Source organism: Bradyrhizobium sp. CCGUVB1N3 (assembly GCF_024199925.1).
In the GTDB taxonomy this organism is placed as follows: Bacteria; Pseudomonadota; Alphaproteobacteria; order Rhizobiales; family Xanthobacteraceae; genus Bradyrhizobium.
The window spans coordinates 3870222-3887487 of the sequence record NZ_JANADR010000001.1; the positions used below are offsets into that span (position 1 = coordinate 3870222).

Sequence of the window (17266 nt, forward strand, 5' to 3'; positions counted from 1 at the left end):
GCTAGGCGGTCCCATCCGGAAAATCGGTTGCGATCAGATCGACCAGTGCAGCGACGGCGGCTTCCGCATCACTGCCCAACGCCTTGATCTCGATGATGCTGCCATGGGCCGCACGCATGGCCATGATCTTGGCCACGCTCTTGGCATTGATCCACTCGGCCGCACCGGCAACGCGGACGGAAATCTGCGCCTCGAACTTCTTGGCGAGCTTGGTCAGCTTGACCGCCGGGCGCGCGTGCATGCCGACTGCGTGCACCAGTTGCACGTTGCCCGTGAAGATCTGTCCGTTCACATTTGAAGTTTCCAGCATAGCCATATTCCATCATCGCTTCGCAGACATCAGTCGGCAGAGAGTTCCTCGGCCACCGCCCGCACCTCGGCCAGCGAGCTGCCGCCAGCCGCTTCAGTTGCCGCCATCACCGCGCCTTCGACGATCGGTGCGTTGCAGACGACAACCAGATCCCGCCGCTCAGGGTCCAGCATTTCGACCGCCATTTCGCTGTTGGTTTCGGCGCCGCCGAGATCAACGAGAATCGCAACACCCTTCGCCGACCAGGCGTCATTGATGGCATCGACGATCAGGGCGACGCTGGTCCCCAGTCCGCCATCGGGATTGCCGCCGCAGAAGGCGACCTTGACCTCGCTGCCGACCATCTGCCGCACCATATCGGCGGTGCCTTTGGCGATGTCCTTGGAATGCGAGACGATCACGATCCCCACGGTGTCGTTCATGGCTGCCCCTCCAGGCTCGCGCATACCGCTTGCAGGAGAAGGCAGCTCGACCGTGCGCCGGGATCGACATGACCGACGCTGCGAGGTCCGAGGAATGACGCGCGTCCCTTGGTCGCCTGCATCGGCGCAGTCCGCGCCGCGGCCTCGGCGGCCGTGGCGCGAATTCGCTCGACGATGTCGGGCCGGCCGGCATCCGTCTTCAGCGTCTCCAGCACGGGAACGAGCACGTCGAGCATGGTCTTCTCGCCGGCGTGAGAGCGGCCGCGTTTGCTCACCGCGTCGACCCCGCTCGCAAAGACTTCGGCGAGATCGTCGGGCAAATGCTTGTCATGCGAGAGCGCTTCACCCGCGGCAAGAAAGAAGCTGCCGTAAAGGGGCCCCGACGCGCCGCCGACGGTCATCACCAGCGTCTTGCCGATCGTCTTCAGCGCCTCGTCGAATGGCTGCGCGGAGATCGCGTCGAGCTTGCCGAGCACGGCCTCGAAGCCGCGCTTCATGTTCGTTCCGTGATCGCCATCGCCGATCGCCTGATCCAGCGACGTGAGCTCCGGCGCACTGGCGATGACCTGCTCAGCGGCCACCTTGACCAGCGATTTGAATGTCTCGGGTTGCAGCGACATTGAATGATCCTCAGTGAACCATGGCGTTGATGCGTTGCCCAACGCCGTCGAAATAGAGCGGATGCTTCAGGTGCAATTCAACCTCCTGACCGACCTGGAGCGGCTGGCCCGGATCCGCGAGCGTCACCAGCGTCTGGCCCTTATAGTCCAGGTGAACGTGATTCTGCTCACCCAGATGCTCGACCCGATGCACGCGGCCGATCAACCGCCCGCCATTGCGCGCGGCGATCTGCAGATGCTCCGTGCGGATGCCAATGGTCTCGGTACCGGGCGGAAGGACTATCTCCGAAGCAAGGCGTGCCGGAAGAAGGTTGATCTGCGGCGTGCCGAGCCGCGATGCGACGTACGTGCTGGACGGGCTCTCGTAGATCTCCCGCGGCGTGCCGAGCTGGAGAAGCTGGCCGTCCTTGATCACGCCGATGCGCGTGGCCATGGTCATGGCCTCCACCTGATCGTGCGTCACATAGAGTATGGTTGCACCGAGCTCGACCTGGATCCGCTTGAGCTCGAGGCGAAGCTCGGCCCGCAGCTTCGCATCCAGCGAGGACAGCGGCTCGTCCATCAGGTAGATCGACGGATCCCGCACCAGGGCGCGGCCGATGGCGACCCGCTGCATCTCACCACCGGACAGGCGGGTGGCGCGGTTGTTCAGCTTGCTGGCGATGTGCAGAAGCTCGGCGGTCTGTTCGACGCGCTTGCGGATGACCGGCTCCGGAACGCGGTGCGCCGGCGAGCGCAGCGGAAACGCCAGATTGTCGTAAACCGACAGATGCGGATAGAGCGAGTATTGCTGGAAGACGAACGCGATGTCGCGCGACCCCGGAGGATCGAGCGTGACGTCGCGGCCGTTGATCATGACCGAGCCCGAATCGGGTTGCTCGAGCCCGGTGATGAGCCGCAAGGTCGTGGTCTTGCCGGCGCCGCTCGGGCCGAGCAGGACGAGAAACTCGCCGTCGTTGACCGCAAGCGATAGCTCGCGCACCGCCTCGATCGCGCCAAAACGTTTGTTGATGTTGCGCAGAATGACGTCAGCCATGGCGAGCGCCTCCCCCGTTCGCGGTGCGGATCGCAAGGCCGCTGCCGGCATCGAACAGCGCCAGCCGTTCGGAGTGAAATTCGAGACCGACCGTCTCGCCGATCCGCACCGGCGTGGCTGACGGCAGCCGGGCCGCAACGCGTCCATGCGCGGTGTCGACGGTGACGATCTGATTCGTGCCGAGATATTCCGCGCCGAACACCTCGCCGCGCACCGGCGCCGCATCGGTGAAGCGGATATGCTCCGGACGCACGCCGAGTACCAGCGGCGCGCTGGCACGGTCCTCGCGGATCTCGGGTACGGCGATGTCGGTGTCATGGAAGCTGACCGCGCGATCGCCACAATGCAGGCCGCCCTCAAAGCGCAGGAAGTTCATCGACGGCGAGCCGATGAAGTCGGCGACGAACATGCTCGCGGGCCGGTCATAGATCTCCTGCGGCGAGCTGATCTGCTCGACGCGTCCCTTGTTCATGACCGCGATCTGGTCCGCCATCGACATCGCCTCGAGCTGGTCGTGCGTCACGTAGATCGTGGTCGCGCCGATGCGATCGTGGAGATCGCGGAGCTCGCCGCACATCAGATGGCGGAACTCGGCATCGAGGGCCCCAAGCGGCTCATCCATCAGGAAGGCCTTTGGCCGCCGCACCATCGCCCGGCCAAGCGCCACGCGCTGGCGATCGCCGCCCGACAGCTTTGACGTCTTGCTCGACAAGAGATGCTCGATCCGCAGCAGCCGCGCGGTCTCCTCGACCCGCTGGCGGATTTCGCGGCGGCCCATGCCCTGGCACTTCAGGGGAAAGCCGATATTGCCTGCGACGTTCATGTGCGGATAGAGCGCGAAGAGCTGGAACACGAAGGCGATGTCGCGGGCGGATGCGCGCTCGAAGGTCACGTCCTCGCCATCGAGCAGGATCTTGCCCTCGGTCGGCAGCTCCAGGCCGGCGATCATACGCAGCGTCGTCGTCTTGCCGCAGCCGGAGGGACCGAGCATCGCAAAGAAGGTGCCGTCGTCGATCGTGAAGTTCGAGCCTTCGACGGCGGTGAACTGATCGAACGATTTTCGCAGGTTTTCAACGCGGATCTGTGCCATCTCTGCCGCCCTATTCCGGAAAATGGCTCACGATGACGTAGCCGAGCGTGCCCGCCAGGATCGTCACGAACGAGTAGCTGTAGAGATCGAGCGAGAAGGGCTGCACCAGCATCACGATGCCGCCGCCGATCAGGATCGTCGCTCCCGTCTCCCAGGGACCGCGCCGGAACCAGCGCATCAAGCTACCATTGGCAATCGCAGAACCGCTCATTTGCGTACAGCTCCGAAGGTGATGCCGCGCAACAGATGCTTGCGCAACAGAACGGTGAACAGGACGATCGGGACGACGAACAGCGTGGTCGCGGCAGCAACCGCCGGCCAGTCCTGTCCGCCTTCGCCGATGATGAAGGGGATGAAGGGCGGCATGGTCTGGGCTTCGCCGCTGGTGAGGAGAACCGCGAAGGCATATTCGTTCCATGAGAAGATCAGGCAGAAGATTGCGGTTGCCGCGATACCTGTCACCGCCTGCGGCAGCACCACCTTGCGCAGCGCCTGCAATCGCGTGTAGCCGTCGACCAGCGCCGCCTCCTCGTATTCGCGCGGAATCTCGTCGATGAACCCCTTCAGCAGCCAGACCGCGAGCGAGACGTTGACCGCCGTGTAGAGCAGGATCATCCCGAGCCTGGTGTCAGTCAGGTTGAGCTGCCGGTACATCAGATAGATCGGGATCGCGACCGCAACCGGCGGCATCATCCGCGTCGACAGGATGAAGAACAGGAGGTCGTCGGCAAGCGGAATGCGGAAGCGCGAGAATGCATAGGCCGCAAGCGTGCCGAGGAAGACGGCGAGAAAGGTCGAGCCGAAGCCGATGATGAGCGAATTGACGAAACGCGGCACGACCTTCGAGGGACCGGCGATCACCATGTCGTGCTGGCGCACGAGCTTGTCGTACCAGGTCTCCGGCGGCGGCAGCTTTGCGATGAAGTCTGGCGTCTGCCGCGTGCGCACCGTAAACAGGTTCACATAACCCTCGAGCGTCGGCTGGAACAGCACCTTGGGCGGATAGGCGATGGCGTCGCTCTGCGACTTGAACGCGGTGGCGACGATCCAGACCAGCGGCAGGATCGTGATCAGCGCATAGAGGATGACCAGGCTGCCCGCTACCGCCTTTGCGCGCGGCGTAGACTCGACGATGGAGTGAGCGGTGGATTTGGCAACAGTGGCGGTCATCGCTGCTTCACCTTGTTGAGCACCTTGACGTAGATGTTGGCTGCACCGAACACGGTCACGAACAGAATGATGGCGAGCGCGGAGGAATAGCCGGTGCGCCATTTCTCGAACGCCGCGCGCTTCAGCGTGATCGAGACCAGTTCGGTGGTCGATCCCGGTCCGCCCGAGGTCAGGAGGTTGACCATGTCGAACATCTTGAAATTCTCGATCGCGCGGAACAGCACGGCGAGCATCAGGAACGGCACCGTCATCGGCAGCGTGATCGACCAGAACTGACGCCAGGCCGAGGCGCGATCGACTTCCGCGGCCTCATAGATGTAGTCGGGAATGGAGCGCAGCCCGGCGAGGCAGATCAGCATGACGTAAGGCGCCCACATCCAGGTGTCGACGAGAACGATCGTCCACGGCGCCAGCGCGACCTCGCCGGTCATGCTGAACGAGCTCGGCGGCACGCCGGTGAACAGGCTGATCAGGTAATTGAACGGTCCGATCTGCGGCTGGAACAGCAGGGTCCAGAAGTTGCCGACAACCGCCGGCGACAGCATCATCGGCAGCAGGATCATCGTGGTCCAGAAGCTGTGACCGCGAAACTGACGGTTGATGAGGAGCGCGAGCCCAAACCCGATCACCACCTGCAACGCCACCGACGAGATCACGAATTGCGCGGTGGTCTGGAGCCTGATCCAGACGTCCTCGTCGGAGAGAATGTCGGTGAAATTGTCCAGCCCGACGAACCGCAGCGGCAAGTAGGACATGCTGAGGTTGAGGCTCGTGAAGGAGAGCCTGATCATCCAGACCAGCGGAAAGATGTTGATCGCGAGCAGAAGCGCAATCGTCGGCGCGACGAACAGCCAGGCGATGGCCCGGTCCGACAGGCCGCGGACGCGTCGCGTGGTACGAGATTTGGCGGGCTCGCTCACGCCGGGGATCGTAACATGATCGGGTTGCAGGATCGTGGTCATCTTGTCCATCGGCTGGGGTTCGGCTTCCCCGGGGACACTTTCCCCGGGGAAACCAGTTAGGTCGATGTGGCTACCGGCGTTTATTGCGAGGCAACCAGCTTGCCCTGCTCCTTGAAGACCTTGGACCAGTCCTTGACCAGGAGATCGAGCGCCTGCTGCGACGTTCCCTTGTCGGCAACGACGTAGTCATGCGCGCGCTTCTGCATGTCGAGCAGCAGCTGGGCGTAGGACGGCTCGGCCCAGAAGTCCTTCACGATCGCCATCGACTCCAGGAACTGCGGAGCGAACGGCGCGCTCGCGGGGAAGTCAGGCGCGTTGACGACGGCCTTCAGCGCCGAGTAGCCACCGAGCTGCCACCACTTCTGCTGCACGGTCGGCTGCGCGAACCACTTGATATAGGCGAGCGCATCATCCTTGTGGTCAGACGTCGCGACGACCGAGATGCCTTGCCCGCCGAGCTGGGTGAAGTGACCGTTCGGGCCGGCCGGATTGACGAAGAAGCCGATCTTGTCGCCGCCGACGTTCGGGTCCTTGTAGAGACCGGGGAAGAAGGCGAACCAGTTCATCTGCATCGCCACCTGGCCGGACTTGAAGGCGTCGAGACCTTCCTGCATGTAGGCGTTGGTCAGGCCCGGCGCGGTGCAGCACTTGTAGAGTTCCTTGTAGAACTCCAGCCCCTTGGCGGCATCCGCCGAGTTGACGAAGCCCTGCATCTGGTACGGCTTCTTCGGGTTCTCGTAGTTGAAGCCGTAATTGTAGAGCACGTTGGTCACGCCCATCGTGATGCCTTCGGAGCCGCGCTCGGTGAAGATGTAGGCGCCATAGACCTTCTTGCCGTCGATCTCGCGGCCCTGGAAGAACGCGGCGATCTCCTTCAGCTCGTCAAAGGTCTTGGGCGGAGCGAGATCGCGGCCATACTTGGCCTTGAACGCCGACTGAATGTCGGGCCGCGAGAACCAGTCCTTGCGATAGGTCCAGCCCACCGCATCGGCCATCGCCGGCAGCGCCCAGTAGTTCGGCGAGTTCTTCGGCCACTGCGAATAGCCGACGACGGTCGCCTGGACGAAATCGTCCATCGAGATCTTCTCCTTGTCGAAGAAGTCGTTGAGCTTGACGTACCACTTGTTCTCGGCGGCGCCGCCGATCCACTGGCTGTCGCCGATGATCAGGTCGCAGAGCTTGCCGTGCGAGTTGAGCTCGTTGAGAAAGCGATCGGCATAGCTCGTCCAGGGGACGAACTCGTATTTCATCTCGATGCCGGATTGCTTGGTGAAGTCCTTGCCGAGCTCGACCAGGGCATTGGCCGGATCCCATGCCGCCCAGCACAGCGTGAGCTGCTTTCCCTGCGCCGCGGCTTCGCCGCCGCCCGTTATCACCAGTGCGGCGGCCCCAAGGACCGCAGACGTCACTGCACCACCTAGCCATTTGAGTCTTCGCATGTCCGTTTCCTCTCTATCGTTGAACCACCGAACCCGCTCGGCGCGCGCCCTTTTCGGAACGACGCCAAGACCCTGAAACCGAGTTGATGAGCGATGAGATGATGGAGAACGAGACTGACCGCGCCCGGAAACGGGTCCGGACGGGTTGGGCTCCTCCCACACATCAGCTCGATGCGCGATGTTTATTTTTTTGTAGTACTAAACCTATTACTAAATTATCGAGGCCGTCAAGCCGGTTTTGGCGCGCTCGACCAAAAGCTCACCGCGACCGCTTTCACCCGCGAATTTGCTGCGATGCAGCGGAATAGCAGTGATTTAGGGAGATTCGCTTCGCGCGCTTGAGCCCGGGCCGCGCCAACGCAGCCTCGCTTCGCGCGGTCGGAGCGCAAGCATCGTGTTTAGCAAATTGTTTTACTGAACGTTCAATGCGTCGCTGTTCCCACGCTGTGTCGTCGACTGCCTTCGCTTCGGCAACTGCGCTACAGTCAAAGGGGGCTGGCCTGATCGTCGTTCACTTCAGGAGCCCGCATGACCACGGCAATCTCGGTACTCGGCGGCGTAGGCCTTTTCCTGCTCGGCATGACCGTAATGACGGAAGGCCTGAAGGCACTGGCCGGCTCCGCCCTGCGCACCGTGCTCAGCAAGGCCGCGGCGACGCCGCTGCACGGCTCCTTCTGGGGCGCTGTCGTTACGCTCCTGGTGCAGTCATCGAGTGCAACGACCATGACGACGATCGGTCTCGTCAGTGCGGGCCTGTTGACGTTCCAGCAGGGGTTGGGGCTTGTGTTCGGCGCCAATATCGGCACCACGGGAACCGGCTGGCTGGTCGCACTCATCGGCGTCCGTGTCTCGCTCACCGCCGCGGCACTACCGATGATCTTCACCGGTGCGTTGACCAAGCTTCTGGCGCGCGGGCGAATATCCGGCGCAGGCGCCGCGCTCGCCGGATTCGGGCTCGTGCTTTTCGGGCTGACGACCTTGCAGCAGGGCATGGGCGGGCTCGCCGAACGATTGCACCCGGCGGACCTGCCTGCCGTTCTCACCGGCCCCGACGGGCGGTGGTGGTCGGGACTGTTCGGCGTGCTGGTGCTCGTCGTGATCGGCCTCGTGATGACTGCGCTGATGCAGTCGTCGACGGCCGCCGTCGCGGTGACCTTGTCCGGTCACTTCGCCGGTGCAATCGGGCTGGATCAGGCCTGCGCGCTGATCATCGGCCAGAATATCGGAACGGCAACGAGCTCCGCCCTCGCCGCGATCGGCGCGAGCACCACAGCCAAGCGGCTGGCCATCGCCTACGTTCTTTTCAAGCTCGTCGCAGCCCTGATCGCGCTCGTGCTTTTTCCCGTCACCATCCCCCTGCTCGTGCGTGCCTCGGACAGCATCGATGGCGTCACGCTACTGGCCGGATATCACACCGCCTACAACGTGGTCGGCGTGGTGGTCCTGCTGCCGCTGATCAACCAGTTCACGCGCCTGGTCGAGCGTATCCTGCCCGAGCGCGGCTCGCCGCTCACGCGGTGCCTCGATCCCTCGGCACTCGTGAACCCAATCGTGGCCGTCGAAGCGGTGCGCCGAACGATCGCGCGCGTGCTCGTAACGGTATGCGCCTGGGTCGAGGCGGCACTGGCCGGCCGAGCTGCACCGATTCGTCTCGGGAGGGACGCCGTATCGCTGCAGGACGCCGCCGACGCCCTGCGTCAGGCACAAATATTTTTGTCGGAGGTGGCCGGACCGCCTGACACCGAGGACGAGCAACGGCGTCTGACCAGCACATTGCACGCGCTCGACCACGCGTCTCGGCTGACGGACCTGGCGAATGGTGGAATCAATTTCGCTTCGGTGAGGGATGGACCGGAGGACATTCGCGCAGGAGAGCTCTGCGCAGAAGCGATGCGAAGCGCCGCTGCGCTCGCACGCGGCGTGGCAGCGCCAGCGCAGCCGGTCGCGCCAGTCCCGCATGGCGCCGACGCCATGGCCGGTCCGCGCGCGATCCAGACTGACGAGGCCATCGCCGAGCTCGAGCGTTGCACGACAGAACTTGGCGAAGTGCTGCGCCGCCACCGCAGCGCGACGCTCGGCGCCGTCGCCAATGCAACCCTCACTACCGATACCGCACTCGATCGCGTCGAAACGGTCCGCAGCCTCCAGGCGATGTCGCATCATGCCTGGCGCTCCGCGGCGCATCTCGTCGGTCGCGGTTAGACGTATTGTTTGAGCATGATCTTCTCGGAAAACCGCTTCACACTTTTCCGGATCATGCTCTAGGCCCCGAGGGCTTTCCGGTTGAAGTTTCGCAACAGGCGCAGCGTCAGCGTTCTGGCGTTCGCGACATTGAGTAGCCAGGCTGCGCCGGCATAAGCAACGCCGCCGGCCAAGCTCACGGCAATCAGTGACACCAGGCCGGTGCCGTTGACCTCCGAGCGGACCACGAAAATCGCCGCCGCCATGACCGCCGAAGCAACGCCCACGCCCGCGAGCCGGCCCGGATCGAACGGCAGCACGTAGGCGCGACGCATCAGGACGACCGCAGCCACGAAGCCGATGGCTTCGGTCGCGAACGTTGCCAGCGCTGCGCCATACAGCCCAAGGCCCGAAATCAGGCCGAACATCAGCGCGATGCTCAGCACCAGCGTGAGGAACGACTGCGCGGCCAGGATGAAGGGCCGCTCGGCGAGCTGGAAGCTGATCTGGACATAGAACTGATTGGCGATGCCGAGCATCCGCGCGACGACCAGCATCGGCAGCAGCGCCGACACGCCAGCGCGGAAGTCGACGCCGACGAGCGTTCCGGCGACCTGGTCAGCCGCGAGCGCGAGCCAGACTGCGACCGGCATGATGACGACGAGCAGGAGCTCGAGGCTTTCGTTGAGCCGTTCACGGGTCTCGGCGTGGCCCTCCTGGCTCAACGTCCGGAACACGATAGGCACGGTGGCCGCAGCGACGCTCGAGGCCAGCATCACGAGGAACTGCCGCGGCAGATCGGCTGCGACGCCGAAAATGCCGGCGGCATCCTTGCCGAGAAGGTACGCGACGATCAGCCGGTCGCTGGTCGAGTAGAGCGCGACCGACAGGCCGCCGATGGTCAGCGGCAAGCCGTAGCGCGCGAGCTGGGTGAGCTGGCTCTTCTGCCAGCGCGCGATCCTGGTCTGGTCGCCCGCGAGATTGAGAATGATGCCGGTCAGCGAGCCAAGCCCGAACGCCGCGAGCAGGCCCAGCCCGCCCCAGCCCAAGTAGATCGCGAGCAGCCCGAAGCCGACGCTCGACAGGCTGCGCACGATCGCAATGGCCGCGAACCTGTAGGGGCGCAATTTGGCGCGCTCGAACTCCTGACCGACATCGACCGCATTCGCGGTGATGGCGACGAACACGCTGGCGAGCAGCAGCTCGTAGCTGACGTCGCGATGGAACAGGAAGGTCAGCGGCGCCGTAGCACAGAGCGCGGAGACGGTCAGCGCGAAGGCAACCATCGCCGTGCCGCGAAAATCCACCTCGGGCGACATGGCCTGGTAGCGCGAGACCGACAGCTTGATCCAGGCAAAGAAGATTGCGCCAAGGATGCTGGCGATGCTGAGGCCCACGACGTAGACGCCATATTCCGCCGGGCTCAAGAGCCGCGTGTAGGTCGTGATCGCGAAAAAGCCGACGGCAGCCGGCAGGATGTAGGCCGCGAGATAGATCGAGAAATGGCGGTTCAGCATGCGAGCACGAGACGGGGTTCATCCCAGCCAATTAACGCTTCGTTAATCAGTTGGACCTTGGTTTGGCTGTTTTGACGACGGCGCTGCAGCATGCCGGAGAATACGCGCATAAAGCGACAATCCGGTCCGGCGAATGCGCCGTTAGGCTCTATTTCGTACGTTAGCGTTAAATTTGCGGTTGTCTTGAACTCGCAGGTGCGATCACCCATTAGAAATAGTGGTTTCGAGCACCGCCGACCGTCTTCAACGTGGACCGATTGACATGGAAGTTGCCGAACATGCTCGGACGGAGTTGCGCCTGCCCGATGCGGGGCGCAGCGACGCCGACAAGGGCATGAGCGCGACCTTGCATCCGTCACGGCCGGAGACCGCGCGCGGCGAGCGGACGGTGCTCAATCTCTTCTTCGAGGAGAAGGACAACCGCTGGTTCCGCGGCGACCGGCATCTGCGCACCTGGGCTCGGCGCCTGCTGCTCGGCAAGCCGTGGATCAACGGCCAGCAGCGCGTGTTCCTCAACCTGTGCGCCGGCCTCGACAGGCTCGGGATCCGCTACCGCGTCAACGACTACGGCTACATCCGCAAGCACCCTGACGAACTCGCCTGCATCATCGGCCGCCCCTTCGTGCTCGACTGGATCGACTGGAAGAATCCGATCCTGCTCGGCGTCGCCTCGTACAATCATCCGATCGACGATCCGGATCTGCTGACGCGGTATCCGATAAAACACATCGTGGTCCCCTGCCAATGGTACGCCGATATGTGCCGGCCCGGCTGGCCCAACATCGACGCCTGGCCGGTCGGCATCGATACCGACGCGTGGACGCCGCCCGTCGCGGAGCGCAAGAGCGTCGACGTCCTGCTCTATGACAAGATCCTGTGGGACCGCGACCGCCTCGAACCGGATCTGATCGAGCCGATCCGCGCCCGGCTCCGCGCCGAGGGCCGGACGTTCGAGGAAATCCGGTACGGCAGCTACAATGAGCAGGACTACCGCGCGGCGCTGGCGCGCTGCCGCACCATGATCTTCCTGAGCCAGAACGAGAGTCAGGGGATTGCGTGTCTGCAGGCACTCGCGAGCGGCTTGCCCGTGTTCGCGTGGGATCGCGGCGGGCCGTGGCGGGATCCGAATTATTTTCCGCACCGGGTCAGGTTCGATGGTGTCTCCTCGGTACCCTACTGGGACGATCGCTGCGGCATGAAATTCGTCGATGCCGAGGGCTTCAGGTCCCGCTGGAGCGAATTCTGGTCGCAGACCGGTGCCGGCCAATTTCAGCCGCGCCAATATGTGCTCGACAACCTCACGCTCGAAAAAGGCGCGTTGCATTACTACGAGATCGCGCAGGCCGTGATGCAACGTCTGTCGGCGCGTTAGGGAGTGCGCAACATGGCGAGCCTCGACAGACGCGAATTTCTCCTCGGCTCGGCTGCGGCGCTCGCGGCTGGCTCGTCGGCCAGTGCCCAGACCTCAAAGCAGCTCAGCCGACGCCCCGGCTACGGCGCGGCGGCCACGTTGTGGGATTTGCAGGCCGACCCGCGGCTCGGCGAGGCCATCAGCACATATTGCACGCAGGTCGTCCCGGTTCTCGAACTGAAATGGCCGATGCTGCGGCCCGATCCGCACACCTTTGCGTTCGAGCGCGCCGATGCGATCCTGGATTTCGCCCGGCAAAATGACCTGACGATGCGCGGCCACGCGCTCGCCTGGTATCACGACATCCCGGATTGGACGAAGCAGATCAAGGAGACCAAGGCGGCCGAGCGTGCCTTCGTCGATCACATCTCGACCGTGGTGTCCTACTACAAGGACAAGCTGACCTCGTGGGACGTGGTCAACGAGCCGATCCCGGACAATCCGCGCAAGATCACCGACCGGCGCGATTGCTACTGGTCGGGCATGCTGGGCGAGCGCTGGATTCCGCTGGCCTTCCGCACGGCGGCGGCGGCCGATCCCTTCGTCAAGCTCGCGATCAACGAGTACGACATCGAGTCCGCCAAGGACAGTTTCATCGCCAAGCGCGCGGCTTACCGCAACCTGATCCAGGACCTGCTCGATCAGGGCGTTCCGCTACAGGCGGTCGGATTGCAGTCGCATCTGCATGCCGAGCTCGAGATCGACAAGGACGGGCTTGCCGCTTTCGTCGCCGAGATGCGCTCGTGGGGGCTCGAGATCCTCGTCACCGAGCTCGACGTCGACGACCAGAAACTGCCAGGCGACCCAGCGCAGCGTGATGCCATCGTGGCGAAGCGCGTGGACGACCTCTTGACGGCGATCACCGCGAGCGGCCCGCTCAATTCGATCCTGAGCTGGGGTATCTCGGATCGCTACAGCTGGATCAACGGGATGTTCAAGCGACCCGACAAGCAGCCGAACCGGCCGCTGCCGCTCGACGGCAACTTTCAGCCGAAGCCGCTGATGGACGTGATCGCCAAATTCATGAAGGCCGCCTGAGCGGCGCGCCTCGCTATCGCACCGTTTTCGGCGCTTCGATCCCGGCGCCATCACCGTGATCGCCGGGTGCAAGGCTCGGCGCGCGTGAGCGCAGGCGGAACACCTCGCGGATGTCGTCGATCGAGGTCGACGAGTAGGACTGGATGCAGAGCGCGACCTGCCGGGGCGAAGCGGCGCGCATCATCGCTTCAATCGCAGCACGGTCGAGCCGGGTGTCGTCCCAGTGCGACACCGCAATGCTGTCCTCGGTAATCTCATGCGCCGCCAGATGCTCCGGCGAATTGGCGACGAAGTGGCCGTAGAGCAGGTATTCGGAGAATTTCTTGCGGCGGCACAGCGCCAAGATCCAGTTCGTTCCCGTCGCCGACTTGATCGCGTCGGTCATCGCCCGAACCGAATCCTTGTCCCAGACCAGCGCGTTGCCGACATAGTCGTCCGCTGGGAACGGCGTGTCGGGCACGCCGAGCAATTGATCGACGGTGCGCAGCCACAGGCAGTGCAACGGCGTCTCAGCACCGATCGCACCGCGCGCGACGAACAGCGGCGCCTTCGCGGAGCCTGCATACTGGCCGACGTCGAACTCGCGGAAGAACAGATTGTCTGAGTCCAGGATGCAGACGCGCTGCTCGGACGCGCCAAGCACGCCCGCAATCTTGACGATCTGCTGGATGTGCCAGCCATGCACCGGAGAGGACAACAGCGAGAGCCAGACCTTCCGGTTGCCCCGCCGCAGGAACGAGGGCGCGGCAAACAACCATCGCGGCAGATAGCGCGACACCGGCACGATCACACGCTTGTCGGAGGCGAACCGCGCGAACAGCGGAACGTCCTCGTCGTTAACGACGACGTAGTGCCGGGTGTATCCCGTTAACCACGTGTCGATGCTCTCGGCGAGCAGCGAGAAGCGCTCGAGATCCTTGGCGTAGCTGGCTGTCAGCAGTGCAACGGAATGCATGAACGCGCTCAGGCCGGGTTGTCAGGGGGCATTGCGGGCCAATTTATCGGGGCTGGGTACAGCGGGGAACTCACTTTCCAAATCAAGGTAAAGCCCCGCTGTATGTGTGCTTGGCTCGTTCTTGCGGAACGCAAGAGCCTTGCGACTCACTCCCCCTTCCCGCCCTTCAGCTTCGGCAGGGTCTCGACGATCTTCTGCTTGCCGTCGACGATCTCGGCCAGGAAACTCGCACGGTCGATGTCGCCGTTCTGGTCCCAGCTTGCTTCCATCAGCATGCCCGGGGCCTTGTCCGGCGTCAGCGTCAGGCCCTTCATCGCCGCACCGAAAGCCTTGCTGTCGAACTTGCCGATCTTCTCGGTGACGTATTTGACGAGATAGACCGCGGTGTAGCCCTTGATGCCGTTGTGGTCGGGCAAGTATTTGTAGCGCGCGCTGAACTTCTTCGCGAAGTCCTGGATCGCCGGAACCGGCGCATCGGCGCTGAGGCCGACATGGCCGCGCACGCCGTTGGCCGCGGGGCCGGCGAGCTCGACGACCTTCTGGCTGAGCAGCGTGGTCTCGCCGAACAGCGGCGTCGACAGGCCCTGGCGCCGCGCCTCGATCAGGAAGCGGGCGCTCTCCTCCTCGTTGGTGTAGACGAAGACGGCGTCGGCCTTGGCGCTCTTCAGCTTGATGACGTCGGAGCCGAAATCGACCTGGCCCTGCTCGGTCGAGATATCGGCCGCGATGTCGATATTGCGCGCCTTCATCTCCTTTAGAAAATTGTCGTGGCCGCCCTTGCCGAAATCATTATTGACCCAGACGAGAGCCACCGTCTTCACCTTGAGCTTGTCGTGCAGATAGTTGGCGATCTTCGGCATCGAGAACTGCTGACCGAAGGCCGTGCGGAAGACGAAAGGATTGCTCTGCGTGGTGATGTCGGCGGCTTCCGCCCCGACGATCTGCGGAATCTCCGCCGCTTGAGTCAGCGCCATGTTGACCTTGACCGAGCCGGAGTAGATCGGGCCGAGCACCACATACGGGTCCTTGTCCAGAACCTTCTGCACCTGGGCGCGCGAGACGCCGGGATTGCTCTGAGTGTCGAGATGCTCGGTCTCGATCTTGCGGCCGAGGATGCCGCCGGAGGCGTTGATCTCGTCGATCGCCAGCGCAACGCCGTCGCGCCAGTTGGTGCCGGAGACCGCGCCGGGGCCGGATAGCTCGACGACATCGGGGATGTAGACCGTCGTCTGCGCCTGCGCGATGCCTGCCCACAGCGACGCGGCGGCGACAATGCCGCTCCATTGTCCAAGAGCTTTCATAATATCCTCCCTCTATTTGTTTGTTATGTCGATTGATCCGCGGCGCCGTCGATGCCGAGCAGCCGTGCCGGCGTTCGCCACAACAGGCGGTGCTGGGCGGCCGGATCGGGAAAGAGCCGGCTCAGCACCGCGAGCAGCGGCCCATAATCCAGCCGCTCCGGAGCACGCAGGAACGGATAGTCGGAGCCCCAGACGCAACGATCGAGCGTGAACGCGTCGACCAGCGCCGCGATGAACGGCCAGGAGTCTTCGTAAGGATGCGGCAGCTTCGAGAATTTGTAGTAGCCCGACAGCTTGATGTGCGCTTCGCGCGTGCGGCCGATCGCCAGAAGCGCCTGGAAGGCCTTGCCGTTCAGGCCCTGCTCAACCGACGGCCGCCCGCAATGATCGATCACCAGCCTGACGTTCGACCTTTCGATCAGCGGCAGCAAAGCGAGCAGTTGATCCTGCTCGACCTGGATCTGCAGGAACAGGCCGAGATCGGTCAGCTTGGCCAGCAGCGGCGCGGTGTTGCGATAGTAATCGGTGCCGTGGAACGGCACGTTGAAGGCGACGCCGATCACACCAGCCGCTTTGAGCCGCTCCAGCTCCCTCACATCGACGTCGTTCTCGACGACCGCGACGCCCCTGAAGCGGCCCTTCCCTTGCGCGAGCGTGTCGAGCAGGATGCGGCTGTCGCTGCCATAGCCGGTGTTGGTGGCGACGACGAGCGCGTGCCTGACGTCGAAGACGTCGAGCACACGAAGAAGCTGCGCGGCCGGCGCGATCTCCTGCCCGCTCGGCCGATAGGGCGTTACGGGCGAGTATGGAAACCGCGCGGGATCGATGGCATGGATGTGGCAGTCGATCTTGGGACACGCCGGGATGGTCATGGCGAAGTGCTTCTAGAAGGTCGCTTCGATGGCCTTGATGAGATCGGGCGTCACGTCGGGCATGACGCCGAACCAGGCCTTGAAGGCGAGCCGCGCCTGGTTGAGTAGCAGGCCGAGCCCGTTCACGGTCTTGCAGCCGCGCGCGCCGGCCTCCGCCAGGAACGGCGTCTCGAGCGGCGTGTAGATGAGATCGGCAACCAGCGTCGACGGCTTCAGCCGCGACAGGTCGATCTCGAGCGCGTCCTTGCCGACCATGCCGCGATCGGTGCAGTTGACGACCAGGGCCTTGTCGGCGACCGCGGCGCTGCGCTCCGCCCAGGCGACCGTGCGGAGGTATGCGCCGAACTCCTTGGCCAAAGCCTCCGCCTTGTCCGCCGTACGGTTGGCGATCAGGATCTCGCGCGCGCCGTTTTCGAGCAGCGCCACGACCACCGCGCGTGAGGCGCCGCCGGCGCCGAGCAGCAAGATCGGTCCCTCGTCGGCACGCCAATCCGTACGTGCATCGCGCAGGCTCTGCACAAAACCGTTGCCGTCATTGTTGAATCCGGACAGCGTGCCGTCCTCTTCGACGACGATGGTGTTGACGGCGCCGATGCGGCGCGCGGTATCGTTGACGCGCGAGAGCAGCGCCATCGCCGTCTGCTTGTGCGGCATGGTGACGTTGCAGCCGCGGAAGCCGAGGGCGACGAGGCCCGGCAGCGCGTCCTTCAGCCGCTCGGGCTGAACCGCGAGCGGCACATAGACACCGCGGATGCCGTGGGCATTCAGCCAATAATTGTGAATCACCGGCGAGCGCGAATGCGCGACCGGCATTCCGATGACGCCGGCGAGTCCAAAGCCGTTTGCGGACATGCTTTCGATCCATCCTCCGTTGGCACGACGCTATGCCACGCGTCGGCCGGCCCTTGCCGGCGCCAGGGCGGCCGACGGGCGTCTTTTGGT

The 17266-nt window shown here is 64.0% G+C and carries 17 protein-coding genes; 3 read left to right on the forward strand and 14 right to left on the reverse strand.

The window, feature by feature from the left end; genetic code table 11:
* Window position 1: 1 nt before the first annotated feature.
* The 9 genes from NLM33_RS18360 to NLM33_RS18400 form a co-directional block, all read right to left on the reverse strand.
* On the reverse strand, window positions 2–310 hold the full coding sequence (locus tag NLM33_RS18360; protein ID WP_254097483.1) for an HPr family phosphocarrier protein: 309 nt from the start codon (window positions 308–310) through the stop codon (window positions 2–4).
* A 29-nt stretch (window positions 311–339) separates the two neighbouring features.
* Window positions 340–732 carry a dihydroxyacetone kinase phosphoryl donor subunit DhaM gene (dhaM, locus tag NLM33_RS18365; RefSeq protein ID WP_254097484.1) on the reverse strand — a complete coding sequence of 131 codons (393 nt, stop codon included), beginning with the start codon at window positions 730–732 and terminating at the stop codon, window positions 340–342.
* Window positions 729–1352, reverse strand: coding sequence for a dihydroxyacetone kinase subunit DhaL (gene dhaL, locus NLM33_RS18370; RefSeq protein ID WP_254097485.1), 624 nt, complete (start codon window positions 1350–1352; stop codon window positions 729–731). The genes dhaM and dhaL overlap by 4 nt, the downstream gene beginning before the upstream one ends.
* Before the next feature lie 10 nt (window positions 1353–1362).
* Window positions 1363–2388: an ABC transporter ATP-binding protein gene (locus NLM33_RS18375; protein ID WP_254097486.1), complete on the reverse strand. Its 1026-nt coding sequence runs from the start codon at window positions 2386–2388 to the stop codon at window positions 1363–1365.
* A complete protein-coding gene (locus NLM33_RS18380) occupies window positions 2381–3478 on the reverse strand; it encodes an ABC transporter ATP-binding protein (protein WP_254097487.1) in 1098 nt (365 codons plus the stop codon). The genes NLM33_RS18375 and NLM33_RS18380 overlap by 8 nt, the downstream gene beginning before the upstream one ends.
* A 10-nt stretch (window positions 3479–3488) precedes the next feature.
* Window positions 3489–3689, reverse strand: a complete 201-nt coding sequence (locus NLM33_RS18385; RefSeq protein ID WP_254097488.1) for a hypothetical protein — start codon at window positions 3687–3689, stop codon at window positions 3489–3491.
* Window positions 3686–4648: a carbohydrate ABC transporter permease gene (locus NLM33_RS18390; protein ID WP_254097489.1), complete on the reverse strand. Its 963-nt coding sequence runs from the start codon at window positions 4646–4648 to the stop codon at window positions 3686–3688. Before NLM33_RS18390 ends, NLM33_RS18385 begins: the two co-directional genes overlap by 4 nt.
* The gene (locus tag NLM33_RS18395) at window positions 4645–5619 is read right to left on the reverse strand and encodes a carbohydrate ABC transporter permease (protein ID WP_254097490.1); all 975 of its coding nucleotides are present in this window, start codon (window positions 5617–5619) and stop codon (window positions 4645–4647) included. Before NLM33_RS18395 ends, NLM33_RS18390 begins: the two co-directional genes overlap by 4 nt.
* A 71-nt stretch (window positions 5620–5690) precedes the next feature.
* A complete protein-coding gene (locus NLM33_RS18400) occupies window positions 5691–7049 on the reverse strand; it encodes an ABC transporter substrate-binding protein (protein WP_254097491.1) in 1359 nt (452 codons plus the stop codon).
* A 528-nt stretch (window positions 7050–7577) separates the two neighbouring features.
* Here NLM33_RS18400 and NLM33_RS18405 point away from each other — a divergent pair.
* Complete coding sequence (locus NLM33_RS18405) at window positions 7578–9251, forward strand: Na/Pi cotransporter family protein (RefSeq protein ID WP_254097492.1); 1674 nt, start codon at window positions 7578–7580, stop codon at window positions 9249–9251.
* A 59-nt stretch (window positions 9252–9310) separates the two neighbouring features.
* Here the strand turns inward: NLM33_RS18405 and NLM33_RS18410 are convergent, their stop codons facing one another.
* The gene (locus NLM33_RS18410) at window positions 9311–10747 is read right to left on the reverse strand and encodes a lipopolysaccharide biosynthesis protein (protein WP_254097493.1); all 1437 of its coding nucleotides are present in this window, start codon (window positions 10745–10747) and stop codon (window positions 9311–9313) included.
* A 334-nt stretch (window positions 10748–11081) separates the two neighbouring features.
* Here NLM33_RS18410 and NLM33_RS18415 point away from each other — a divergent pair, with 334 nt between their 5' ends.
* Window positions 11082–12119: a glycosyltransferase gene (locus NLM33_RS18415; protein ID WP_254105828.1), complete on the forward strand. Its 1038-nt coding sequence runs from the start codon at window positions 11082–11084 to the stop codon at window positions 12117–12119.
* 12 nt (window positions 12120–12131) lie between these two features.
* Entirely contained in the window at window positions 12132–13196 is a 1065-nt protein-coding gene (locus NLM33_RS18420) for an endo-1,4-beta-xylanase (RefSeq protein WP_254097494.1), read from the forward strand.
* Between the two features lie 13 nt (window positions 13197–13209).
* Here NLM33_RS18420 and NLM33_RS18425 read toward each other — a convergent pair whose 3' ends face one another.
* The 4 genes from NLM33_RS18425 to NLM33_RS18440 form a co-directional block, all read right to left on the reverse strand.
* Window positions 13210–14151, reverse strand: a complete 942-nt coding sequence (locus tag NLM33_RS18425) for a DUF6492 family protein (protein WP_254097495.1) — start codon at window positions 14149–14151, stop codon at window positions 13210–13212.
* Window positions 14152–14297: 146 nt separating this feature from the next.
* Entirely contained in the window at window positions 14298–15452 is a 1155-nt protein-coding gene (locus NLM33_RS18430; RefSeq protein ID WP_254097496.1) for an ABC transporter substrate-binding protein, read from the reverse strand.
* A 23-nt stretch (window positions 15453–15475) separates the two neighbouring features.
* Window positions 15476–16324 (reverse strand): amidohydrolase, encoded by an 849-nt coding sequence (locus NLM33_RS18435; RefSeq protein ID WP_254097497.1) that lies wholly within the window; start codon window positions 16322–16324, stop codon window positions 15476–15478.
* Window positions 16325–16336: 12 nt separating this feature from the next.
* Window positions 16337–17176 (reverse strand): shikimate dehydrogenase, encoded by an 840-nt coding sequence (locus NLM33_RS18440; RefSeq protein ID WP_254097498.1) that lies wholly within the window; start codon window positions 17174–17176, stop codon window positions 16337–16339.
* Between the last annotated feature and the right edge of the window lie 90 nt (window positions 17177–17266).